22 protein-coding genes are annotated in these 23,892 nt (G+C 67.0%); 12 read left to right on the plus strand and 10 right to left on the minus strand.

Annotated elements, in window-relative coordinates; translation table 11 throughout:
* Nucleotides 1–128 precede the first annotated feature (128 nt).
* The 3 genes from fdxA (at nucleotide 129) to G6N59_RS22025 (ending at nucleotide 5,120) form a co-directional block, all read left to right on the plus strand.
* On the plus strand, nucleotides 129–449 hold the full coding sequence (gene fdxA, locus G6N59_RS22015; protein WP_020099322.1) for a ferredoxin: 321 nt from the start codon (nucleotides 129–131) through the stop codon (nucleotides 447–449).
* Nucleotides 446–1,555, plus strand: a complete 1,110-nt coding sequence (dapC, locus tag G6N59_RS22020) for a succinyldiaminopimelate transaminase (protein ID WP_275938273.1) — start codon at nucleotides 446–448, stop codon at nucleotides 1,553–1,555. Before fdxA ends, dapC begins: the two co-directional genes overlap by 4 nt.
* Before the next feature lie 103 nt (nucleotides 1,556–1,658).
* Nucleotides 1,659–5,120, plus strand: coding sequence for a proline dehydrogenase family protein (locus tag G6N59_RS22025; RefSeq protein ID WP_138228967.1), 3,462 nt, complete (start codon nucleotides 1,659–1,661; stop codon nucleotides 5,118–5,120).
* Nucleotides 5,121–5,130: 10 nt separating this feature from the next.
* On the opposite strand, the gene G6N59_RS22030 is transcribed toward G6N59_RS22025, so the two are convergent.
* The 3 genes from G6N59_RS22030 to G6N59_RS22040 form a co-directional block, all read right to left on the minus strand.
* Complete coding sequence (locus tag G6N59_RS22030) at nucleotides 5,131–6,150, minus strand: isopenicillin N synthase family dioxygenase (RefSeq protein WP_138228968.1); 1,020 nt, start codon at nucleotides 6,148–6,150, stop codon at nucleotides 5,131–5,133.
* Nucleotides 6,151–6,235: 85 nt separating this feature from the next.
* Entirely contained in the window at nucleotides 6,236–6,481 is a 246-nt protein-coding gene (locus tag G6N59_RS22035) for a hypothetical protein (protein ID WP_138228969.1), read from the minus strand.
* A 99-nt stretch (nucleotides 6,482–6,580) separates the two neighbouring features.
* Nucleotides 6,581–7,078: an NUDIX domain-containing protein gene (locus G6N59_RS22040; protein WP_407665904.1), complete on the minus strand. Its 498-nt coding sequence runs from the start codon at nucleotides 7,076–7,078 to the stop codon at nucleotides 6,581–6,583.
* A gap of 74 nt (nucleotides 7,079–7,152) precedes the next feature.
* On the opposite strand from G6N59_RS22040, the gene G6N59_RS22045 reads away from it, so the two are divergent.
* Nucleotides 7,153–8,550 (plus strand): acyl-CoA synthetase, encoded by a 1,398-nt coding sequence (locus G6N59_RS22045; RefSeq protein ID WP_138228971.1) that lies wholly within the window; start codon nucleotides 7,153–7,155, stop codon nucleotides 8,548–8,550.
* Nucleotides 8,551–8,666: 116 nt separating this feature from the next.
* A complete protein-coding gene (locus G6N59_RS22050) occupies nucleotides 8,667–9,074 on the plus strand; it encodes a TIGR03618 family F420-dependent PPOX class oxidoreductase (protein ID WP_138228972.1) in 408 nt (135 codons plus the stop codon).
* Between the two features lie 11 nt (nucleotides 9,075–9,085).
* Here the strand turns inward: G6N59_RS22050 and G6N59_RS22055 are convergent, their stop codons facing one another.
* Complete coding sequence (locus tag G6N59_RS22055) at nucleotides 9,086–9,952, minus strand: ABC transporter substrate-binding protein (RefSeq protein ID WP_138228973.1); 867 nt, start codon at nucleotides 9,950–9,952, stop codon at nucleotides 9,086–9,088.
* A gap of 52 nt (nucleotides 9,953–10,004) precedes the next feature.
* Nucleotides 10,005–10,748 (minus strand): SDR family NAD(P)-dependent oxidoreductase, encoded by a 744-nt coding sequence (locus tag G6N59_RS22060; RefSeq protein WP_138228974.1) that lies wholly within the window; start codon nucleotides 10,746–10,748, stop codon nucleotides 10,005–10,007.
* Between the two features lie 333 nt (nucleotides 10,749–11,081).
* On the opposite strand from G6N59_RS22060, the gene G6N59_RS22065 reads away from it, so the two are divergent.
* Nucleotides 11,082–12,794, plus strand: coding sequence for an MOSC domain-containing protein (locus G6N59_RS22065; protein WP_138228975.1), 1,713 nt, complete (start codon nucleotides 11,082–11,084; stop codon nucleotides 12,792–12,794).
* Here the strand turns inward: G6N59_RS22065 and dapD are convergent, their stop codons facing one another.
* The 5 genes from dapD to G6N59_RS22090 form a co-directional block, all read right to left on the minus strand.
* A complete protein-coding gene (dapD, locus tag G6N59_RS22070; protein ID WP_138228976.1) occupies nucleotides 12,795–13,727 on the minus strand; it encodes a 2,3,4,5-tetrahydropyridine-2,6-dicarboxylate N-succinyltransferase in 933 nt (310 codons plus the stop codon).
* Between the two features lie 11 nt (nucleotides 13,728–13,738).
* Nucleotides 13,739–14,290, minus strand: a complete 552-nt coding sequence (locus tag G6N59_RS22075; protein ID WP_138228977.1) for a TetR/AcrR family transcriptional regulator — start codon at nucleotides 14,288–14,290, stop codon at nucleotides 13,739–13,741.
* Nucleotides 14,290–14,721 carry a nitroreductase family deazaflavin-dependent oxidoreductase gene (locus G6N59_RS22080; RefSeq protein WP_138228978.1) on the minus strand — a complete coding sequence of 144 codons (432 nt, stop codon included), beginning with the start codon at nucleotides 14,719–14,721 and terminating at the stop codon, nucleotides 14,290–14,292. Before G6N59_RS22080 ends, G6N59_RS22075 begins: the two co-directional genes overlap by 1 nt.
* Before the next feature lies 1 nt (nucleotide 14,722).
* Complete coding sequence (locus G6N59_RS22085; protein ID WP_170212355.1) at nucleotides 14,723–15,451, minus strand: SDR family NAD(P)-dependent oxidoreductase; 729 nt, start codon at nucleotides 15,449–15,451, stop codon at nucleotides 14,723–14,725.
* A gap of 102 nt (nucleotides 15,452–15,553) precedes the next feature.
* Nucleotides 15,554–17,368: an NAD(P)/FAD-dependent oxidoreductase gene (locus G6N59_RS22090; RefSeq protein WP_138228980.1), complete on the minus strand. Its 1,815-nt coding sequence runs from the start codon at nucleotides 17,366–17,368 to the stop codon at nucleotides 15,554–15,556.
* A gap of 113 nt (nucleotides 17,369–17,481) precedes the next feature.
* Here G6N59_RS22090 and G6N59_RS22095 point away from each other — a divergent pair, with 113 nt between their 5' ends.
* The 6 genes from G6N59_RS22095 to abc-f all read left to right on the plus strand — a co-directional run bounded on the left by G6N59_RS22095 (nucleotide 17,482) and on the right by abc-f (nucleotide 23,834).
* Nucleotides 17,482–18,528 carry a 2,3-butanediol dehydrogenase gene (locus tag G6N59_RS22095; protein ID WP_138228981.1) on the plus strand — a complete coding sequence of 349 codons (1,047 nt, stop codon included), beginning with the start codon at nucleotides 17,482–17,484 and terminating at the stop codon, nucleotides 18,526–18,528.
* A gap of 14 nt (nucleotides 18,529–18,542) precedes the next feature.
* Nucleotides 18,543–19,337, plus strand: a complete 795-nt coding sequence (locus G6N59_RS22100) for an acetoin reductase (RefSeq protein ID WP_138228982.1) — start codon at nucleotides 18,543–18,545, stop codon at nucleotides 19,335–19,337.
* A 23-nt stretch (nucleotides 19,338–19,360) separates the two neighbouring features.
* A complete protein-coding gene (locus G6N59_RS22105; protein WP_138228983.1) occupies nucleotides 19,361–20,641 on the plus strand; it encodes a GAF domain-containing protein in 1,281 nt (426 codons plus the stop codon).
* A 26-nt stretch (nucleotides 20,642–20,667) separates the two neighbouring features.
* Nucleotides 20,668–21,732, plus strand: a complete 1,065-nt coding sequence (dapE, locus tag G6N59_RS22110) for a succinyl-diaminopimelate desuccinylase (protein WP_138228984.1) — start codon at nucleotides 20,668–20,670, stop codon at nucleotides 21,730–21,732.
* The gene (locus G6N59_RS22115; protein ID WP_138228985.1) at nucleotides 21,729–22,091 is read left to right on the plus strand and encodes an RNA-binding S4 domain-containing protein; all 363 of its coding nucleotides are present in this window, start codon (nucleotides 21,729–21,731) and stop codon (nucleotides 22,089–22,091) included. Before dapE ends, G6N59_RS22115 begins: the two co-directional genes overlap by 4 nt.
* A gap of 144 nt (nucleotides 22,092–22,235) precedes the next feature.
* A complete protein-coding gene (gene abc-f / locus G6N59_RS22120; protein ID WP_138228986.1) occupies nucleotides 22,236–23,834 on the plus strand; it encodes a ribosomal protection-like ABC-F family protein in 1,599 nt (532 codons plus the stop codon).
* Nucleotides 23,835–23,892: the final 58 nt, after the last annotated feature.

The following is a 23,892-nucleotide window of genomic DNA, read 5'->3' on the forward strand; positions in this document are numbered from 1 at the left end:
CACCCTCCCCGGGCGGCGCGTAAAGTTAGGTAACACTGAGCCAGACGCTTCGGTACGGGCGCACCATACTGACGTCTGCTCGTTGATTCCTGACGAGCCAGCAGCCCACTGGAACAGGAGAACTACCGGTGACGTACGTCATTGCCGAACCCTGCGTCGACGTCAAAGACAAGGCATGTATCGAAGAATGCCCGGTCGATTGCATCTACGAGGGTGCACGCATGCTGTACATCCACCCCGATGAGTGCGTGGACTGCGGCGCTTGTGAGCCCGTCTGCCCCGTCGAGGCCATCTACTACGAGGACGACGTCCCCGACCAGTGGAGCGGATACACCCAGAGCAACGCCGACTTCTTCGCCGAGCTCGGCTCGCCGGGTGGTGCGTCGAAGGTCGGCCAGACCGACAACGACCCGCAGGCGGTCAAGGATCTCGCGCCGCAGGGCGAGTGACCCTGTCCGCTAGAGCGAAAGTCTCGGCTGCGCTGCCGGTGTTCCCGTGGGACACGCTGGCCGACGCAACCGCGACCGCACGTGCCCATCCGGACGGCATCGTCGATCTGTCCGTCGGCACGCCCGTTGACGCGGTGGCCGATGTCATCAGGGAGGCGCTGGCCGCTGCCAGTGCCTCACCCGGTTACCCGACGACGGCCGGCACGCCGGCCCTGCGCGCGTCGGCGGTGGCTGCCCTGCAGCGTCGCTACGGCATCACCGGCGTGCCGGAGCAGGCAGTACTGCCTGTCATCGGCACCAAAGAGGTGATCGCCTGGCTGCCGACCCTGCTCGGGTTGGGGGCCGCCGACACCGTCGTGGTGCCCGAGCTGGCCTATCCGACGTACGACGTCGGCGCGCGGCTGGCCGGTGCCCAGGTGCTGCGGGCTGATTCGCTGACTCAGATCGGGCCGCAGACGCCCGCCCTGATCTACCTCAACTCGCCCAGTAACCCGACCGGCAAGGTGCTGGGGGTCGACCACCTGCGCAAGGTCGTCGGCTGGGCCCGTGAGCGCGGTGTCATCATCGCGTCAGACGAGTGCTACCTCGGTCTGTCGTGGGACGCCCAGCCGCTGTCGGTCCTGCATCCCGACGTCTGCGACGGTGACCACACCGGTCTGCTCGCCGTGCACTCACTGTCCAAGACGTCGTCCCTGGCGGGCTACCGGGCCGGTTTCGTCGCCGGTGACCCGGCGCTGGTCGCCGAACTCCTCGCGGTCCGCAAGCACGCCGGCATGATCGTCCCGACACCCGTGCAGTCCGCGATGGTCGCCGCCCTCGACGACGACGAACACGAACGCGTCCAGCGGGACCGCTACGCCACGCGTCGCGACGCACTGCTGGCCGCGGTCCGCGGTGCCGGCTTCACCGTCGAACACTCCGAAGCCGGCCTGTACCTGTGGGCCACCCGTGGTGAGTCCGGGCGCGCGACCGTCGCCTGGCTGGCCGAGCGCGGCATCCTCGTCGCCCCCGGCGAGTTCTACGGCCCGGCCGGTGAGCAGTTCGTGCGCATCGCACTGACCGCGACCGACGAGCGCATCGCCGCCGCGGTTTCCCGGCTGGCCTAGTTTCCGCGAACGCGAAGTCCCCCAGCCGCTGGTGGGTGGCGACCCTGGTCCTGGTGGAAATCATCGCTTTCTTTTACGTGTCTTGCCTGTCCATGATGGGCACATGACCCAGCTGAGCCGGGAAGAGGACGACCTCCTGACCGAGGTGGTGGCCCAGGTCCGGTGCTGGCTCGACGACGCCGCGCGCCTGCCCGTTGCCCCGGCCGGTCGTCGATTGGCTGATGTGCTTCGCGATCCGCATGGCCTGGAATTCACCGTCGGATTCGTCGACCGCGTGATCCGGCCCGAAGACCATCGGGTCGCGGCTGCCAACCTGCGCGCCCTCGCGCGTAACGCCCCTGGCTTCCTGCCGACGCATGAACGGCTGTTGATCAAGCTCGGGGCTCTGGTGTCGGTGATCGCGCCCGGCCTGGTCATCCCAGTCGCCCGGAATATGTTGCGCCGCATGGTCGGTCACCTCCTTGTCGACGCGACCGACGCCCGTCTCGGACGATCCATCGCCCGGATTCGCAAGCGCGGCGTGGGGCTCAACATCAATTTGCTCGGTGAGGCGGTGCTGGGGCGGGCCGAGGCGGCCAGACGGCTGAAAGGCACCGAACGGCTACTTGCCCGTCCCGACGTCGACTACGTGTCGATCAAGGTCTCGGCCACGGTGCCGCCGCACTCGCCGTGGGCGTTCGACGAGGCCGTCGATCACATCACGCAGAACCTGCTGCCGTTGTTCACCCAGGCGGCGACCGCACCGACGAAGAAGTTCATCAACCTCGACATGGAGGAGTACCGAGACCTGGAGCTGACGATCGCGGTGTTCACCCAGCTGCTGGACCGGCCCGAACTGCTCGACCTCGAAGCCGGGATCGTGTTGCAGGCTTATCTGCCCGATGCGCTCCGCGCGATGATGCGACTGCAGGACTGGGCTCATGCGCGCCGCGAGCGGGGCGGTGCGGGCATCAAGGTTCGGCTGGTCAAAGGCGCCAACCTACCGATGGAACACGTGGAGGCGTCGCTGCACGGCTGGCCACTGGCGACCTTCTCGACCAAACAGGACACGGACACGAATTACAAGCGGGTGCTGGATTATGCACTGCGGCCCGGCCACACCGCGAATGTCCGTGTCGGTGTCGCCGGGCACAACCTCTTCGATATCGCCTATGCGTGGACGCTCGCCGGGCGTCGCGGCGTCCGGGATCACGTGGAGTTCGAGATGCTGCTGGGCATGGCCGAGGCACAGGCCGAAGCCGTCCGGCGCACCGTCGGCGGTCTGCTGCTGTACGTACCGGTGGTGCACCCCAAGGACTTTGACGTGGCCATCGCCTACCTCGTGCGCCGGTTGGAGGAAGGTGCCAGCCAGGACAACTTCATGTCCGCGGTGTTCGAGTTGCACGACGACCAGGCACTCTTCGAGCGGGAGAAGGACCGATTCGTGGCCGCACTGGCCGAAGTCGACGACAGTGGGGCGAGCGAAGCGACGGGGGGAGCCGGCGTTCCGGAGCCGAATCGCCGACAGGACAGGCGAACTGATGACCCTCGAGCGGCGATGAGCCCGGCCGGTGGGTTCACGAATATCGCCGACACGGATCCGGCACTGCCCGGCAATCGACAGTGGGGACGAGCGATCACCGACCGGATCGCCGCGTCGTCGGCAGGTGTGGAGCTGGTCGCCGAGCACACCGTGCGGAGCGCCGCCGCGCTGGACGGGATCATCACCGACGGCGTGGCCGCGGGCGCGAAGTGGGCGGCGTCAACCGGTGCCGAACGTGCGGCAGTCCTTCGGCGTGCGGCCGCAACGCTGCAGGCAGCGCGGGCGGTATTGCTGGAGGTGATGGCATCCGAGTGCGGCAAGACGCTGGATCAGGGCGATCCAGAGGTCTCTGAGGCCATTGATTTCGCGAATTACTATGCGGCACAGGCGGAAAGTCTCGGTGCCGTCGACGGCGCCGTCGCGGTGCCGGCTGGACTGACGGTGGTGACGCCACCATGGAACTTCCCGGTGGCGATCCCCGCCGGATCGGTGCTGGCCGCACTGGCCGCGGGCAGCCCGGTCCTCGTCAAACCTGCCACGCAGGCCAGGCGGTGTGGATCCGTTATGGTGCAGGCGCTTTGGGACGCCGGGGTGCCGCGCGATGTGCTGCAGTTGGTACACCTCGATGAGGGCGAGCTCGGCACCCAATTGGTATCCGACCCGCGAGTTGCCCGGCTGATCCTCACCGGCGCCTTTGACACCGCGGAATTGTTTCGCAGCTTCCGGCCCGACCTGCCGCTGCTGGCAGAGACCAGCGGCAAGAACTCCATCATCATCACGCCGCATGCCGACCTCGATCTCGCGGTGAAAGACCTGGTGTACTCGGCCTTCGGACATGCCGGGCAGAAGTGTTCGGCAGCGTCGCTCGGCATTGTGGTGGGCTCCGTCGCCCGGTCCGCGCGGTTCCGTGACCAGCTCGTCGATGCCGTCACCTCACTGAAGGTCGGCCACCCGACCGATCCGACCGTGCAGATGGGGCCCATCATCGAACCCGCGCACGGCAAATTGTTGCGTGCACTCACGCAACTGGCGCCCGGGGAGCAGTGGCTGGTGGCACCCCGCCAACTCGATGACACCGGACGGCTCTGGTCCCCGGGGGTGAAGACCGGAGTTCGGCGCGGCTCGGAGTTCCACCTCACCGAATACTTCGGCCCGGTACTGGGTCTCCTTGCCGCCGATGACCTCGATGAGGCGATCGCCATCCAGAACCAGGTCGACTACGGACTGACGGCCGGCCTGCACAGCCTGGACCGCACCGAGATCGAAAGATGGATCGACCGCGTCCAGGCGGGCAACGCCTACGTGAACCGCTCGACCGTCGGGGCGATCGTGCGGCGTCAGCCCTTCGGCGGGTGGAAGAAGTCGGCGGTTGGTGCCGGCGCGAAGGCCGGGGGCCCGAATTACCTGATCGGGCTGAGTGATTGGCGTTCCGTGCCGGCGACCGAAACGGCCTCGGTGTCACCATCGGTACGCGCGATCCTCGACGCCGCGCGGAATTTCGCGCTGGGACCCGAAGAATTGGATTTCCTCGAGCGGTCGTTCGGATCCGACGCACACGCCTGGGCGACGGAGTTCGGCGTAGCGCGCGATGTGTCTGCGCTGATGGCAGAGAAGAACGTCTTCCGGTACCTACCGGTCCGGGTGACGGTGCGCGCCGAGAATGCTGGTCTGGCAGTCGTGCTGCGGGTGGTCGGGGCGGCTGTCCTGGCCGGTTCCCGCGTGACCGTCTCCACTCGCGAACCGCTCGACGCGGCGATCGTCGACCTGCTGGAAACCGCCGGTGTCGCCTGCCGGGTCGAAGATTCGGTAGCGTGGCGGAACACTCTGCGCGACAAGGCACCTGGACGGGTTCGCCTGCTCGGCGGCAGCCGGGAACAGTTCGGCCGCGACAGTTCCGGCAACGTCGGTATTGCGCTCTACGCGGGGCCGGTTGTCGAAGCCGGGCGGATCGAGCTGCTGACGTTCTTGCGCGAGCAGGCGATCGCGGTGACCGCGCACCGATTCGGTTCTCCGACGCCGTTGTCCGAGAACTTGTTTCGATGAAGCGGTCTCGTCAGAGCGCGTACGCCAGCTTGAACTTGTCGAGCAGATACGGTCCCGATACCACCGGCTCATACCGTGGCGGATTGTCGCCTGTCGTGCACGTGGGGATGCACTCGATCACGGCATCGAAGTTGGGCTGATGAAAGAACGGGAGGCTGTACCGCTCCCCACCGGTGCCGGTGCTCACCACGCGGTGGACTGTGCTGACCCAGCGGTCGTTGGTCCACCGGGCCAACAGATCACCGATATTGATGACGAACGCTCCGGGGACCACGGGCACGTCGAGCCACTCGCCGCCCTCGCCCCGAACCTGCAGCCCGCCTTGAGATTCATCCTGCAACAGGATCGTCAGATTGCCCCAGTCGCTGTGCTCACTCAGCCGGACTTCGCCGGCGGGCCGGTCGTCGGCGGGGTAGTAGTTGGCCATCAGATTGGAGTGGTGCCGGTCGATCGACGCGTCGAACCAGTCCTCGCGCAGGCCGAGTGCGAGTGCGAACAGCCGGGATAATTCAGTGGCCAGCAACTCCATTTCGGCGTAATAGCGCTCGTATGCCTTGCGGAAACCCGGCAGTTCGGGCCACATCTCGGCGATGGGCACTCGCTCGTCGGTCCAGCCGGCACCGCCGAGGCCTTCCGGGTTGCCCAGCGGGAAGTGGACGAACTTCTCAACGCGGTCCGGCGCTTGGTGCTCGGCTTGGACGTCGGCGCCGGCATTGGTGGCGGCGAGCTTGCCGGCGCTGCTGAATCCGCGGGCCAGCGGGTCGCAGGGTTGCGCCCTGACGCGGTCCTTCTCGGCCTGCGGCAGCGCGAAGAACTCGCGCAGGGCGTGCTTGATGTCGTTGACGGCCTTGTAGGGCACGCCGTGGCCGACAAGGAGCAGGAAACCACTGGTCTCGCAGCACCGGCCGATCGCGTCGGCCACCGCTTGGCGCCGGCTGAGGTTGCCGCTGCGCGCGCTGCTGATGTCTATCACTGGGACGAAGCCGTCCTGCCGGACGACGCGGTCGACTATCACTTCTGGTTGGCTCATGCGCTCGACGCTAGAACCTCAACTTAGGTTTAGATCAAGCGGGAAAATTCTTCTTGCGCAAGGGCGCCGACCGCGGGTCGGTGAATCACTGGCTCTGGTGCACGGTGGTGTCGACGTGCGGCGCCTGGGCGTGTGGCTGCATATCCTGGATCCACTGCAGCTGATCGATGCCGTGGTTGTTGTGGGACGCCACAACGGTTTCCGGTAGCGCGGTCTGGGTGCCGTCGGTGAACGACCACACGATCGGAGACACCAGGACTCCGACAGTCAGTGCGCCTGCGAAAACGTAACGACCCACCGTCTGCTGTGCAAACCCGCTGATCGCCTTCATATCGCTGCCTCCTGCTTGGGTGTTATGCCCAGATCAACAGGCGGCCGCAACGGCATCATCCCAGGTGGCGCGATGTTTACCCGAGTTGGCAGGATTCCATTACCGAGCCGTGTGCAACCGCAGTAACGTCCACGCCGCCAGCGATTGTGCGTCGGTGATGTCGCCGCCGCGGATCATGTCCTCGATCTGCCCGGCGGTGAACCACTCGCTGTGCATGTCCTGTTCTTCATGCTCGCGCTCGTGTTCGCCTTCGGTGATGCCGGTGGCGAGGTAGGCCCAACCGCGTTGACTGCACATCCCCGGCGCGACATCGAGCTGTCCCAACACTTCCCACGTGCCGGCTCGCAGCCCGGTCTCCTCGCGAAGTTCCTGCGCGGCCAGATCGGCGGGCGCGGGCTCGTCGCCGTCCAACGTGCCCGGTGCGGTGCCCTGGACAAACTCCCAGCGCCGCAACCCAATTGGATAACGGAACTGCTCCACCATCCGGTACCGGTCGCCGTCGCGGGCGATCACCAGTGCATACGTCGGTTTGTCCACCACCCCGTAGATGCCAGTGGTGCCGTCGGGGCGGCGGATGTCGTCTTCGCGCACCGACATCCAGTTGTTGCGGTACACCTCACGACTGGCCAGTCTCTCGATCGGGTCCACCCGCTCAGAGTAGCCTCACGCACATGCTGCTGACCTCCCTCAACCCCGCCGTGGTGGCTGCCGGGCACGACCTCGAAGACGCGGTGCGCATCGACAGCGCGGTGTTGTCCCGCAGCGATCTGGTCGGAGCCGCGACCTCGGTTGCCGAGCGGGTCGCGGGTGCGTCGCTGGTGGCGGTGCTGGCCCGCCCGACCGCCACCACGGTGCTGGCGATCGCGGGTTGCCTGATCGCGGGGGTGCCCGTGGTTCCGGTGCCGGCCGATGTTGGTACCGCAGAACGCCGGCACATGATCACCGATTCCGGTGCGCAGGCATGGCTGGGGGAGGCGCCTGACGAAACCGAAGGACTGCCGGTTATTCCGGTCCGGCTGCACGCCCGGTCCTGGCACCGGTACGCCGAACCGTCGCCCGACTCGACCGCGCTGATCATGTACACCTCAGGCACCACCGGGCTGCCCAAAGGCGTGGTGATCAGCCGTCGCGCCATCGCCGCCGACATCGACGCGTTGGCCAAGGCCTGGGCCTGGACCCCGACTGACACTCTGGTGCACGGCCTGCCGCTGTTCCACGTGCACGGGCTGATCCTCGGGCTGCTGGGCTCGCTGCGGATCGGAAATCGCTTCGTGCACACCGGGAAGCCCACACCGGCCGCTTATGCCGCGGCGGGTGGCTCGCTGTACTTCGGGGTCCCGACCGTCTGGTCCAGGGTGGTGGCCGACGCCGCGGCCGCCGAGGCGCTTCGGGGAGCGCGGCTGCTGGTGTCGGGCAGTGCGGCACTGCCGGTGCCGGTATTCGACGATCTCGCGCGGCTCACCGGGCACGCGCCGCTGGAGCGCTACGGCAGCACCGAATCGCTGATCACCCTGTCCACCCGGATCGACGGCGAACGCCGGCCCGGCTGGGTGGGGTTGCCGCTGGACGGGGTGCAGACGCGGTTGGTCGCCGAGGATGGGTCTGCGGTGCCCCATGACGGGGAAACCATTGGTCGCCTTGAAGTTTCGGCGCCGACGATCTTCAGTGGCTACCTGAACCGGCCCGAGGCGACGGCCGAGGTGCTGGGCGACGACGGTTGGTACCGCACCGGCGACGTCGCCGTCATCGACGGCAGTGGCATGCACCGCATCGTCGGCCGCGAGTCGGTGGACCTCATCAAATCCGGTGGTTTCCGGATCGGAGCCGGGGAGATCGAGACCGTCCTGCTGGGCCACCCAGGGGTGACCGAAGCCGCGGTGGTCGGCGTACCCGACGATGACCTGGGGCAGCGGATCGTTGCGTTCGTGGTCGGTTCGGCGTCGTCGCAGGAGCTCATCGACTTTGTGGCGGGGCAGCTTTCGGTGCACAAACGGCCGCGCGAGGTGCGCTTGGTCGACGGCTTGCCCCGCAATGCCATGGGCAAGGTGCAGAAGAAGCTCCTCGTCTAACTCCCGCGAGTGTGCGTGTCTGCGTGCGACACACCGTGTTCAGCGCGCAGTTCGCGCACGTTCGAGGGCGGTGAGCGTGCGGGAATGCCGCACGTCTCCACGGCCTTATAGATGCCATGCGACTCACAGACGAAGCCCGCGCCCTGATCGGGGACGGGGCCAACGCGACGCTGGTGACTTTGAATGCCGATGGCAGCCCGCAGGTTTCCGTGGTGTGGGTGGAATTGCAAGGCGACGAACTGGTCAGCGCGCACCTGGCCGACTACAAGAAACTACGCAACATGCGCCGCGACCCGAGGGTTGCGGTCACCATCATCGGCGCCGACCGGGGTGAAGCTTCGGTGAATCCCTACCTCGCCATCAGCGGGACGGCCCGGATCGTCGAGGGCGGCGCACCCGAAGTGCTGACCCGGCTGACCAACGTGATGGCGCCGGAGTTCAAGGGCAAGTTCCCGCCGCCGGGCGCAGCGCCGGGCTACCTGACCCGCATCGCCATCGACAAGGTGACCGGCGTCGGCGTCTAGCTATCTGCCGCTCAGCGGTGCCCGACGTAAATAGCATCCGCTGCCGCTGTGGGGACTCCGAGTTCGGCCGCAACCGCATCGATCGCGCGACTGGCAACGGCAGCGTCCACGTGCCCGTCTGAGGTGTAGTACGGCTGGATGTAGCGCTCGTAGTAGCACTGCACCTCGTCGTGTGTCATCCGATTCAGAAACGATGCGACGTACCTGACCGCCAGATCGGGTTGCTCAGCCAAGAGTTTCAGCGCCCGCCGGTTGGCTCGCACCAGCGCCTGCACAGCCGGGCTGTCAATCGGGTTATGGGCCGGGTCAACGGCGATTCCCACGGTCGGAATCTGAAAGTGATCACCAACCCAGGCCAGTACGTGGAAGCCTTCCTCCTCGGCGACTTGTTCCGGCCCGATGGTGCTTCCGACGTAGGCCGCGTCGATCGAACCGTCGCGAAGCTGCCGCAGGTCCATCTGATAGTCGCCGGGATGCCGAGCCACGCAGTGCAGGTCGCGGTCCGGATCCAGATCGTGTTTGCGCAGGACGATGCGCGCGAAGCAACCCGGCGGGTTATCTGGTGCGTGTACTGCCAGACGCCGACCGCGCAGGTCGGTCATCGATGTGACGTCGGGGCCGCCGAGGAACCAGAACAGCGGACGATCGGTGTTGGCACTGAGCACGGCCCATTGGAAGCCGTCTGTCAGCCGCGACAACACTGCCCGGCCGAGCCCGATGGTCGCACAGGTACGCACCCGCGCTATGTCCCAACGAGTGCCGTCCCGCATCGCGACGTGAACGCCCTCGTCTTCGAAGAAGCCCTCCTGATCTGCCACATAGGCGACCAGCTCCTCGTGGATACCGCGCCCGACGTAGGCCAGGTCGATCGTGTCCATGACTCGGGGTCCTTTCCCGATCGTGATGAGAGCTGTTGTAGTGCAGTCGCATTCAGTCCATCGTCAAGCCGCCGTCGAGCGGGAGATAGTGCCCTGTGGTGAAACCCGAATCCTCACCGGCCAAGAACGCCAAGGTGTTGGCGACTTCGTCGGGCGTGACCAGTCGTCCCATCGGCGCAGCGGCACCGAGTGCGGTCAGTTGCGCCGCCGTCAGTTTCTCGCTCATCGAACTTCCCTGCACGGTTGCCGGGGCGACCAGGTTGGCGGTGATGCCGTGCGGCGCCAGTTCGAGCGCCAGGTAGCGGACAAACTGATTCATGGCCGCCTTGGCCACGCCGAGGTTGATCATGCCGTTGCGCGGGTGCCGTGACGGCGCGGCGGTGAGGTAGAGCAACCGGCCATAGCCGCGGGACGTCATCCCTGGCACAGCGGCTTTGGTGAGCAGGAACGCGGCGTGTAGCTCGCGGTCCAGCTTGCCGCCGAGTTGCTCCCAGGTCAGGTCGGCGAACGACGTGATGTCGTAAGGAATGAGCGCGTTGTGGACCAGCACATCGACCGGACCCCAGAGCCGCTCAGCAGCGGCGAACATTGCCGCGACGTCGTCGGCCACGGTCACGTCCGCCCTGACCGAGATCGCCTCACCCCCGGCCGCGGCAATGGCCGCGACCACTTCGTCGGCCTCCTGGGCGCTGGCACGGTAGTTGACGACCACGCGAAACCCGCGGTCGGCCAGGACCCGTGCGGTCGCCGCACCGATTCCTCGGCTGGCTCCGGTGATCACCGCGACTCGTGACATCAGGGTCGGCCTCCGGTTGACGGGAAGAACTCTGTGGCGCGGTACTCGTACATGCGAAGATCGGGCGACGCCTTGGCCCCAGTGAAACACGCTGGCTGCACGGCAGATTCGCCCCTGGTCCGTCACGATCGTACGACGGGATGCGGCTGCGGTATAGATGTCGCGCACGATTTCCCCCACGACCACGCGCTGATCCGTCGCTGTCAGGCGATTGTGAAAGCTGCGACTTGTCATGTTTCCGGGGTAGCCATGCGGGTCGCAAGCGCGCGAAGATGCTGATGCGACGGCGCACCGGCTCCGCAGAAGGTGCCGAGGTTACGCAAGGAGGCGCAGGTGGCCACGCTTGTCTCGGTCAACGTCGGGATGCCCAAACACGTGCCATGGAAGAACAGCACCATCTTGACCGGTATCTGGAAGATGCCGGTGGCTGGTCCAGTCATGGTGCGGCGGCTCAACATCGACGGCGACGGTCAAGGCGATCGAACAGGTCATGGCGGCGAACAGCGCGCGGTCATGGTCTACCAGACGGAGTCCTACCGCTTTTGGCGTGAATACCTGGACAGAGACGATCTCTCGCCCGGAGACTTCGGCGAGAACTTCACGGTCAGTGGACTCGCCGACGACGAGGTCTGTATAGGCGATCACTACCGCATCGGAGATGCCGAGTTCGAGGTCACCCAGCCCCGCGTCACCTGCTTTCGTCTCGGTATTCGGCTCAATGAGCCGCAGATGCCCAAACTGCTTGTCTCCCAGCGCCGCCCAGGATTCTACTTCCGTGTCATCAAGGAAGGGCAGGTGCGGGCGGGCGACGACGTGGTCAGGACTCGGCGCGGACTACATGAGCTCAGCGTCAGTGATGTCGATGCTCTGCTCTACCTGCCGGATCGCAATGTCGGACAACTTCGCGAGATCGTCGAAGTTCCGGCGTTGAGCGCCGGTTGGCGGCAGTCGTTTCGCGACATGCTTGCGGCGCACGACGCCTCAGGGGTCCTTACCGGACCGCCTGTCGGGACCGAACCGGGGTGGAACGGATTTCGTGCGTTGCAAGTGACTGCCGTGCACCCCGAAACCTCGGCAGTGGTGTCCGTTTGGCTGCAAGCGCAAGACCGCAGCCCGTTGCCAAGGCCGCTTGCGGGCCAGTACCTCACGATCAGGGTTCCGCAGGCCGGTGAACCAGCACCGGTGCGGAGTTACTCGATATCGGGCAGCCCCGCCCGCAGTGGCTACCGCATCAGCGTGAAGCGCGAAGAACGGGGGATGGTCAGCAGCTGGTTGCACGCCCACGCGGCCCCGGAGCTTGTGCTCGAGGTCGCTGCCCCGCGCGGCGATTTCTGTCTCGCCGACGAGACCTCACCGCTGGTCTTGATCTCCGCGGGCATAGGCGTAACTCCGGTTCTGGCCATGCTCCATTGGCTGTCGGCAACGGGCAGCGGCCGGGAAATCTGGTGGCTGCACACCACTCGCAATCGTGAAACACATTCTTTCGCAGCCGAAATCGACGCGCTGATTGCGACGCTGCCCAACGCGCGTCAACAGACCATTTACACGCAGACTCAAGGACGATTGAACCGGGCGACGTTGGTTGCGCTCGGCCTGCCGAACACCGCAGCAGCATACCTTTGCGGGCCAACCGATTTCATGGCGGACGTTCGAGATGGCCTCCTGGCCGCCGGCTTGGACCCGGCGCGGGTGCACACGGAGACGTTCGGCGCCTTACCCTCGATACACCCCGGCGTGGTCGACGACGCGGCCCGCAAAGCTCCGCATCCGCCGCCGGGCCCGATGGGTACCGGGCCTGCCGTGGTCTTCTCCCGCAGCGGGCTCACGGTGCGGTGGTCGCCGGACTACGACAACCTTCTCGACCTGGCTGACGCGTGCGATGTCCCGACCCGCTTCGCTTGCCGAAGCGGTGTGTGCCATCTGTGCGAGACCGAAATCATTTCTGGCACCACTACATACATCCGGGAACCGCTCGAACCGCCCCGAGTGGGAGCGGTCTTGATCTGCTCGGCCGCCCCGGAAAGCGATGTGGTGCTTGATATCTGATCAGTTGGCGTGCAGCGCCTCGTTCAGGGTGATGCCGGTGCCGTCGCGCTTGACGACCTCGACCGCGCCGCTGACCGAGTTCCGGCGGAACAGCAGGTTGTTCGAGCCGGACAGCTCCTTGGCCTTGACGGTCTGACCGTCGGCGGTGGTCACCTTGGTGCCGCCCGTGACGTACAGACCGGCCTCGACGACGCAGTCGTCGCCAAGCGAGATGCCGAGGCCGGCGTTGGCGCCCAGCAGGCAGCGCTTGCCCACAGAGATGACTTCCTTGCCGCCGCCGGACAGCGTGCCCATGATCGAAGCGCCGCCACCGACGTCGGAACCGTCATCGACGACGACGCCCGCGGAGATGCGTCCCTCGACCATGGACGTGCCGAGGGTGCCGGCGTTGAAGTTGACGAAGCCCTCGTGCATGACGGTGGTGCCCGACGCGAGGTGTGCACCCAGGCGGACGCGGTCGGCGTCGGCGATGCGCACGCCGGTGGGCAGGACGTAGTCGACCATCCGGGGGAACTTGTCGACGCCGAACACGGTGACCGTGCCGCGACGGCGAAGCTTGGCGCGGACGGTCTCGAAGCCCTCGACCGCACAGGGACCGAAGTTGGTCCACACCACGTTGGTCAGCAGGCCGAAGATGCCGTCCATGTTGGCGCCGTGCGGTGCGACGAGACGGTGTGACAGCAGGTGCAGGCGCAGGTAGGCGTCGTGCGCGTCGGCGGGCTTGTCGTCCAGCGAGGCGATGGTGGTCCGCACGATCTCGGTGCGCACGCCGCGGTCCTCATCGGTGCCGACGAGGGCTTCCAGCTCGGCGGGGACCGGGCCGGCCGCGGCGTCAGCCGAGAGCGCGGGCGCGGGGAACCAGGTATCCAGGACCGTTCCGTCGGCGGTGATGGTGGCGATGCCGATGCCAGATGCACCAGAAGAAGAAGTCACGTTGGCCAAGGTTACTGGAGGGCCGCCCGGATCAGGACCTCAGCTGCGGCCCGCGCGCGCAGGGCTACGGTGGGATCCCGATCCATTCGGGCGCTGAGCCCCGAGCCGTCATAGATCAGCTGGAGTTGGCTGCCCAAGGTCTCGGGATCGGTGACGCCGGCATCGCGGGCCAGGTCGGTGAACAGGGTGCGGACGTCCGCGCGGAACTCGTCCGCTGCCCGCGCGATGACACCTCCTTCGGGAGCCTCTGCGCTGGCTGAGATGAACGCACAGCCGTGAAAGTCGGGCTGGCGGAACAACTCTGCCTGTACGTCGAACGCGGCCAGCAGCCGTTGGACCGGATCGGTGCGTTCCTTGATCGCGGAACGCAGCCGGTCGGTGGTGCCCGCATGACGGGACTGCAGGTACGCCTTGACCAGTTCGTCCTTGCTGCCGAATGTGTTGTAGAGCGACGCCTTGGCCACTCCGGCCCGTTCGATGATCCGGTCTATGCCGACGGTCTGCACCCCTTCGGAATAGAAGAGCTCATTGGCGGCGTCGAGCAGCTTGTCCCGCGCGCTCATCAGTTGTCGCCGCCCACCAATGGTTCGAGCACGATGACGGGGATTTCGCGGTCCCCGGCGCTGGCCCGGTATTGCGGGAAATGCGGCCAGAACTGTTCGGCCACGCCCCACAGTCGCGTCTTCTCAGCGCCGTGGGCCTCTCGCGCGCGCAGCCGGCGCACCGTCGCGCCGTCCTGCAGCCACACGTCCGGGTTGGCGACCAGATTCCGGTACCAGGCCGGGTGGCTGGTCGCGCCGCCGGCGGAGGCGACCGCGAGGTAGTTGTGGCCGTCTACGATCCGCATGACCGGAGTCTTCCGGAGTTCACCGCTTTTGACGCCGACGGTGGTCAAAATGACCACCGGTCGGTCTTCCAACGTGCCGCCTTCACGCCCATCAGTGGCTTCGTACAGGGCGACCTGCTCGCTCGGAGTGAGTCCGTCCGTCGTCATGTCACACCGCCGTCCGGCCGCCGTCGACGGGGATCAGCGCGCCGGTGATGTAGCTGGCCTTCGGGGAGACCAGGAACGCCACCACCGCGGAGATTTCCTCGGGCTGGGCACCGCGATTCAGCAGTGTCGTCGCCGCGAGGTTTTCGATGAGGTCTCGCTTGGATTCATCGGTGAATACCGGTCCGGGGGCCACCGAGTTGACGCGCACTCCGGCCGGGCTGAACTCCGCGGCCCAGGCGCGGGTCAGGGCGGTCAGCGAGGCCTTGGTGGCGCTGTAGGCGGCGCCGCCGGCGATGCCGACGTGGCCGGCGATGCTGTCCACGCTGACGATGCTGCCGTGTCCACGCTCGGCCATGCCGGGCGCCAGCGCGGCGACCAGTTGGTACGACGCCCGCACGTTGCTGCCGAACAGCTCATCGAAGGTCGCGACGTCGAGGTTCGCGGTGGGGCCGAACCAGGAGAATCCGCCGTTGTTGACCAGCACGTCGACCTCACCGGCTTCGGCGGCCAGGGCGGCGACGGCCGCGGGGTCGTTGAGGTCTGCGGCAACGAACCGGGCCTGTCCGCCTCGGGATTCGATTTCCCGGACGGTGTCGGCGCCGCGGACGGCGTCGCGGCCATGCACGATCACGGAGAAGCCGTCGCGGGCCAGGTCGAGCGCGATGGCCCGCCCGATGCCTGCGGTGGCTCCGGTGATCAGAGCGACCTCGTGGGTGGGTGAGTGGGCCATCATGTCTCCTAATTGAGTAGACCTGTCTGTCTAGTGATCGAGTCAACGGGCGTTCGGCTCGATCTATTCCAGGGGTCCGCTCCAGAGTTCGATGGAGCCCGCTCACTGCAGGTGGTGGACCTCCTGCAGCCCGTAGACCGGTGTCGCGATGCCTTCGTACCGGGCCTTCAGTTGCAGTGCCAGGTACAGCGAGTAGTGCCGGGACTGGTGCAGGTTGCCGCCGTGGAACCAGAGGTTCTCCTGTTGTGTCGGCTTCCACATGTTGCGCTGCTCGCCCTCCCAAGGCCCAGGGTCCTTGGCGGTCCCGCTGCCCAGGCCCCACACCTTGCCGATGCGGTCGGCGATCTCCTGGCCCATCAGGTCGGCGGCCCAGCCGTTCATCGACCCGTAGCCCGTCGCGTACACGACGACGTCGGCCGGCAGCTCGGTGCCGTCGGCCAGCACCACCGCGTCCTTCGTCAGGTGCGACACCTGGCCGTGCGCCAGCTTGATCGACCCGTCGGCCACGAGTTCGCACGCGCCGACGTCGATGTAGTAGCCCGAGCCGCGGCGCAGGTACTTCATGAACAATCCGGAGTCGTCGTCGCCGAAGTCCAACTCGAATCCGGCCGCCTCCAGCCGGTCGTAGAAGTCCTTGTCCCGCAGCCGGATTGCGTCATAGATGGGCCGCTGGAAGTCGGCCATGATCGCGTACGGCAGCGACGCGAACGTCAGGTCGGCCTTCTCGGTCGTCATGCCCGCGGCGACGGCCCGCTCGGAGTAGAGGTCGCCGAGGCCCAGCTCCATCAGTGAATCCGACTTGACGACATGCGTCGACGAGCGCTGCAGCATCGTCACGTCGACGCCGTTCTCGTACAGGGCTTTACAGATGTCGTGCGCGGAGTTGTTGGACCCCACCACCACGACCTTCTTGCCGACGTAATGGTCCGGACCGGGGTGAGCCGAAGAGTGGTGTTGTTCCCCGGCGAAGATGTCCTGGCCGGGAAGCGTTGGCACGCTGGGCTTCCCGGACATCCCGGTCGCCAGTACCAATTGTGGCGGGTGCAGGGTCAGGCGCTCGCCGCCCCGGTTGACCTCGACCGTCCAGCGGCCGGCCGCGGAATCGTAAGTGGCCGAGAGGCATTCGGTGCGCGACCAGTACGGTACCTCCATCACCTTGGTGTAGAACTCCAGCCAGTCGCCGACCTTGTCCTTGGGCGCGAACACCGGCCAGTTGGCCGGGAACGGCAGGTACGGCAGGTGGTCGTACCACACCGGGTCGTGCAGGCACAGCGACTTGTAGCGCCCCCGCCACTGGTCACCGGGCCGGTCGTGCTTGTCGACCACGATGGACGGCACCCCGAGCTGACGCAGGCGAGCACCCAGTGCGATGCCGCCCTGGCCACCGCCGATCACCAGCACGTAGGGCTGCTTCTCGCGCCCCAGCGTCGCCTCTTCCTCGGCGCGCTTCTCGGCCCACGACCGCGGGTCGGGATCGGACCCGTGCACGGCGCCGAGCACCCGGGTCGCGCCCTTGCGCTCCTCATGGCCCTTGAGTTCCTGCAGCGTCGTCAGCAGCGTCCAGCCCTCGTCGCCGCGCAGCCGCAGGTGCCCGGAGCCGCGCCCGGTGGCCGTCTCGAACTCGATGAAGGCCGATGTCACGTCGCCGTCGGCGGTCGCGGGTTCGCGGGTTCGGAACCCGGACGGCGTGGTGTCGGCCAGCCGGGCGCGCAGCATGGCGGCGATCTGGTCGCGACCCTCGATGGTCTTGAGGTTCCAGGTGAAGGCGACGAGGTCGCGCCAGAAGCTGTCGACGGCGAACATCCCGGCCGCGCCGTCGACGTCCTGCGCGGCCAGCGCCGCTTCGAAATTGGCGAGCCAGGTCTCGACGCGCTGCTGCGGAGAGACGGCGGTGGTGGGTTCCAGTGTTGCGGTCATGTGACTCAGGACACAGCCAAGTCGCATCCTGCGGCAAGAGTTGCACCGCGTTGCAGCGGTGCAACCCCCTGCAACTCTGTCGGGTGTGGTCGCCGTCACATACAACTGGGCTCATGAGAGCAGCTGTCTATTACGGACCCAACAAAGTCTCGGTCGAGGACGTCGCCATCCCGACCCCTGGACCGGGCCAGGTGCAACTGCAGGTCGGCTTCAACGGCATCTGCGGCACCGACCTGCACGAGTACTACGCCGGCCCCATCTTCGTTCCCACGCAGCCGCATCCGCTGACCCACCAGGAGCTGCCGCTCACGCTGGGCCACGAATTCTCCGGCACCATCACGGCCGTCGGCGCCGGCGTCACGGAATGGCGTGAGGGTGACCGGGTGGCCGTCGAGCCGATCTACAAATGCGACCACTGTGGCCCCTGTGCGGCGGGCAATTACAACGTATGCCAGCAGATCGGCTTCCACGGCCTGATGTCCGACGGTGGCATGGCCGAATACACCGTGGTGCCGACGAACATGCTGCACCGATTGCCCGACAACGTCTCGCTGGAACTCGGCGCGCTCGTCGAACCGATGTCGGTGGCCTACCACGCCGCCACTCTCGGCGACGTGCGTCCCGGTGACACCGCGATGGTGTTCGGCGCGGGCCCGATCGGCATCGGGCTGTGGTTCGCCTTGCGTGGCAAGGGACTTCAGGAGGTCTTCGTCGTCGAGCCGTCGCCGACCCGGCGGGCCGCCATCGAAGCGCTCGGCGCCGTCACCCTCGACCCGACGGCCACCGACGTGCCCGGCTTCATTGCCGATCACACCTACGGCGCCGGAGCCGATGCCGTGTTCGACGCCGCCGGCGTCACCCCCGCCGTCGAGACGGCGTTGGCCTGCGTCGGATCGCGCAAGCCGATGGTCAGCGTCGCGATCTACGAAAAGCCGCTGCAGACCCCGCTTTTGAACCTCGTGATGAACGAGTCCCGGATTCAGGGCTCGCTTTGTTACACCGGTGCCGACTTCGAGGCGGTCATCGCGTTGATGGCGCAAGGCGCCTACGACACCACCGGCTGGGTGGCCCAGATCCCGATCGGCGACGTGGTCGGCGAGGGGTTCGACGCGCTGCACGCGGGGAACAAGATGAAGGTTCTGGTCGACCCGACGCGATGAGCGGAGAAACAGCAATGACATTGACAGGAAGAGTCGCCCTGGTCACCGGTGCCGGCCGCGGCATCGGACGTGGCATCGCGTTACGACTGGCCCGCGACGGCGCTGACGTCGCGCTCGTCGACGTCGAAGCCGACCCGTTGGCGGACGTGGCCGCCGAGATATCTGAAATCGGCTCCAAATTCACCACTTTCGTGGCCGACGTCAGTAACCGGGATCAGGTGTTCGCTGCCGTCGACTACGTCGCGACCGAACTCGGCGGGCTCGACATCATGGTGAACAACGCCGGTATCGCACTGGTCGGCCCGCTCGTCGACGTCACACCCGAGGATCTCCAGCGGTTGTGGTCCATCAACGTCGACGGCGTGCTGTGGGGCATCCAGGCCGCGGTCGCGAAATTCAAAGAACTCGGGAACCAGGCGGAAGGAAAAATCAGCAAAGTAATCAATGCCTCGTCGATCGCCGGGCACGACGGTTTTGCCATGCTCGGGCCGTACAGCGCCACCAAATTTGCCGTGCGCGCCTTGACCCAAGCCGCCGCCAAGGAGCATGCCGCCGACGGCATCACCGTCAACGCATACTGTCCCGGCGTGGTGGGCACCGACATGTGGGTGGAGATCGACAAGCGGTTTGCCGAACTCACCGGCGCGCCAGTGGGAGAGACGTACGCGAAGTTCGTCGGCGGGATTGCCTTGGGCCGCGCGGAAACCCCGGACGATGTTGCCGGGTTCGTGTCGTATCTGGCCGGACCGGACGCCGACTACATGACCGGGCAGTCCGGTCTGATCGACGGCGGTCTGGTTTATCGCTGACATGCGGAGCACAATCGGCGATGATGCAGAGCCCGGCCGTGCCTGAACCAGCGGTAGCCGTTGGCGAGGACCCGCGCAGCTATGCGCGGTTGATGTCGGCTGTCTACGACGCGACCATGTCCGGCGGCCGCGCGCCCGCGCGACCCCGCGACGTGATCGGTGAATCCTGGCAGCGGATGCTGGCTCGGGGCGTCAACCCCGACACACACATCCCTCCGGTCATCGAAGCATCCGGGCTGGACGCATTGCGCAAGTCATCGGGCTTGCTCGCGGTGCTCGACGAGGTGTCCAGGGGTCTGGAATCCATTGTCGCCGACGGGGACAACATCCTGGTGCTGGCCGACGCCCGGGGCCGGGTGTTGTGGCGGTCCGGATCCGCGGCGGTGCTGGGCAAGGCCGACCGGCTCGGGTTCGTCGAGGGCGCCAACTGGGGCGAGGGTGCCGTCGGCACCAACGCCATCGGCACCGCGCTGGCGTCCAACCGGGCCGTGCAGGTGTTCTCTGCCGAGCATTTCCTGCGCAGCCATCACGCATGGACCTGCGCCGGCGCACCCGTCCGCGACCCGCGCACCGGCCAGGTGATCGGTGTCGTCGACGTCTCCGGGCCCGCCGCGACGGTGCATCCCACCACCGTCGCGCTGGTCGATGCCGTCGCGCGACTCGCGGAATCGCACCTGCGCGAGCAGCATGACCGGACGCTGAACCGGCTGCGAATGGTCGCCGCACCCATCCTCGCGCGGATCGGCAGTCCGGCGCTGGCTGTCGACGCCGACGGCTGGGTGGCCGCTGTCGATCAGCTGCCGCTGCACAACCGGATTCTGCTGCCCGACGAGCTGGCCCCGGGCAGCGTCTGGATCCCGACGCTGGGCCGGTGCGAGGTCGAGATTCTGCCCGGCGGGTGGCTGGTCCGGCCATCTACCGCCGCGGCCGACGACGGCGCGACCGCCACCCGCGTTGTCCTGGACCTGCGGGGTGCGCCCGTCCTTGAGATGGCCGGGCAGTTCGGTGGGTGGTGCCATGACATCTCACTGCGGCACGCCGAAATCCTGCTGGTGCTGGCGATCCACCGGAACGGGAGGTCGGCGTCGGAGCTGGCCGAGGACCTCTATGGTGACCGGAGCCGGGTGGTCACCGTGCGAGCGGAGCTGTCCCGGATGCGAAAGCAATTGGCGGGTTTGATTCTTGGCAAGCCCTATCGGTTCGGTGACGATGCCGTCATCGACGTGCGCTACCCGGCCGACCGCTCGACACTGCTGGGCGCCTCGACCGCACCGGCCATCCGGGCCTTGCGAGCGGTCGCCTGAACCGGCCGACCGACTAACCTGGCTGGATGCTGGATCTCACCGCCGACCCGATCGCTCTGACCGCCGCGCTGGTCGACATTCCCAGTGAATCGCGGCACGAACAGCTCATCGCCGACAAGATCGAGACCGCGCTCAAGGCCCAGGCCCCGCATTTCGAGGTGATCCGCAACGGCGACGCCGTGCTGGCCCGGACCAACCTGGGCCGGCCGTCGCGCGTGCTGCTGGCCGGGCACACCGACACGGTTCCGGCGGCGGACAACCTGCCGAGCCGCCTCGACGGCGACGAACTCTGGGGCTGCGGCACTTCCGACATGAAGGCCGGCGACGCGGTGTTCCTGCACCTGGCCGCCACCGTCGCCGAGCCGGCGCACGACATCACCCTCGTCATGTACGACTGCGAGGAGATCGAGTCCAGCGCCAACGGGCTCGGCCGCATCGAACGTGAACTGCCCGATTGGCTCCAGGCCGACGTCGCCATTCTCGGTGAGCCGTCGGGGGGCCTCATCGAGGCCGGTTGCCAGGGCACGTTGCGCGTCATCGTCCACACGACCGGTACCCGCGCGCATTCGGCGCGATCGTGGCTGGGGGACAATGCGATTCACAAGCTCGGTGCCATCCTGGATCGGCTCACCGCGTATCAGGCCCGGCAGGTGGACATCGACGGCTGCGTCTACCGCGAGGGTCTGTCCGCGGTTCGGATCGACGGCGGCATCGCCGGCAACGTCATCCCCGACGCGGCGTCGGTCACGGTCAACTTCCGGTTCGCCCCGGACCGCAGCGTCGAGCAGGCGCTCGCCCACGTGCACGAGGTCTTCGCCGGTCTCGACGTCAGCATCGAACTGACCGACTCCGCCGCGGGCGCGCTGCCCGGGCTGACGCAGCCCGCCGCGGCCGCGCTGGTCGCTGCGGCCGGGGGACAGGTGCGCGCGAAGTACGGCTGGACCGACGTGGCACGCTTTGCCGCCCTTGGCATTCCGGCGGTCAACTATGGGCCGGGTGACCCGAACCTGGCGCACAAGGTCGACGAACGGGTGTCGACGGCGGCCATCACCGCGACCACCAAGATGTTGCGGCGGTACCTGACACGTTGAGTAGCGTCCGCGTCGACAGCTGGATTTTCGCCGTCCGGATCACCAAGACCCGGGCGACGGCGGCCGCTGCCTGCCGCGCCGGCCATGTCCGCGTCAACGGCGTCGCGGTCAAGCCGGCGCAGCTGGTCAGCCCGGGCGACGAGGTCCGGGTCCGGATCGAGGGCCGTGAGCGCATCGTCGAGGTCCTCCGTCCGATCGCCAAGCGGGTCGGGGCGGCCATCGTGCCGGAATGCCTGATCGACCGCAGTCCGCCGCCACCCGCCAAAGAGACGATGCCCGCGGTGCCCGTCCGCGATCGGGGAGCCGGCCGGCCGACCAAACGCGAACGGCGACAACTGGATCAGTTGCGCGGGTACTGACCGGAGCTAAATCAGTTGCGCCGGTGAGTACTGTGGTTTTTGCAACTGCTGTCAACCGAGGTGGGCCGAAAACATGCTGGGAGAAGACATCTCCGGATAACCGGAGTACGCCCTCGCCCTATTCACTCTCACGAGAGCTTTTGCATGTCTTCAATCACCTGTTCCCATTTGTCGTTTTCCTGGCCCGATGACACCGAGGTCTTTTCGGACCTGTCGTTCACCGTCGGAGCCGGTCATACCGGACTGGTCGCCCCCAACGGTGCCGGTAAGAGCACACTGCTCAAACTCATCGCCGGAGAGCTGCAGCCGAGCGACGGCAGCGTTACCGTCGACGGCTCCCTCGGCTACCTGCCGCAGACCCTGCCGTTCGCCACCGATCTGACGGTCGCCGAAATGCTCGGGGTGGCACCCGTTTTGGCTGCCTTGTCGGCACTGGCGGACGGTGATGCCGCCGAGGCGGTGTTCGCTGCGATCGGCGACGACTGGGACATCGAGGAACGCAGCACGGCGCAGTTGGCGCGGCTCGGCCTCGACGTCTCTCTCGACCGGGTGCTCGGCACTCTGTCCGGTGGAGAGGTCGTCACCCTCGGGTTGGCCGCCCACTTGCTCCGGCGCCCCGATGTGCTGCTGCTCGACGAGCCCACCAACAACCTGGATTCCGCTGCGCGACAACGGCTGTACGACGAGCTGGATCGCTACCCGGGCACCCTGCTGTTGATCAGCCACGACCGTGCGCTGCTCGATCGCATGGACCGCATCGCCGAACTACGCGATGGCGACATCCAGTTCTACGGAGGGAACTTCACGGCCTACCAGGACGCCGTGGCGGAAGCGCAGCGGGCCGCAGTGGATGAGATGCGCAACGCGGAGTCGCAACTCAAGCTCCAGAAACGGCAGATGCAGCAGGCCCGGGAACGCGCCGCTCGGCGATCGGGTACCGCTGCCCGCAACGTCAAGGACGCCGGACTGCCGAAAATCGTTGCAGGCAAGCTCAAGCGCGATGCTCAGGAGTCCGCCGCCCGCGCCGATGAGGTCCACGCGCGTCGCATCGATGATGCCCGGGCACGTCTCGATGCCGCCGAACGCGCGGTGCGTGACGATGACGTCATTGCCCTCGACCTGCCGAACACGGAAGTGCCCGCAGGCCGGACCGTGCTCAGTGCGACCGGGCTGAACATCCAGCGCGACGGCCGGATGTTGTTCGCCGACAACGAGATCGACCTCGACATCCGTGGACCCGAACGCATCGCCCTGACCGGCCGCAATGGTGCCGGCAAGTCGACCCTGCTCAGGATGATCAACGGCGACCTCCAGCCTGATGTAGGCACCCTGACCCGGGGCGACGGCCGCGTCGCGTATCTCTCGCAGCGCCTCGACCTGTTGGACGAGCAGCGCAGCGTCCTGGAGAACCTGGTGTCCTGGGCGCCGACCCTCAGCATCACTCGCAGGCGGCACCTCCTGGCGCAGTTCCTGTTCCAGGACAACAGGGTTGATCTTCCCGTGTCGGTCCTGTCGGGCGGCGAGCGCCTGCGCGCAACGCTGGCGTGCGTGCTCTACGCCGAACCCGCGCCGCACCTGCTGCTGCTCGACGAACCGACCAACAACCTCGACCTCGTCAGCGTCGGGCAATTGGAGTCGGCGCTCAACGCCTATCGCGGCGCCTTCATCGTGGTCAGCCACGACGAGCGCTTCCTGGACGCGATCGGCATCGAGCGGTGGATGGCGCTGCCGGGCGAAAGTTGACCGTGCGTCGCTGCTTTTCGCTACTCGACGGTTGTCTGACGCAGTGCACACTCAACGC

Origin of the sequence: Mycolicibacterium aubagnense (assembly GCF_010730955.1) — a bacterium.
Taxonomy (GTDB): Bacteria; Actinomycetota; Actinomycetes; order Mycobacteriales; family Mycobacteriaceae; genus Mycobacterium; species Mycobacterium aubagnense.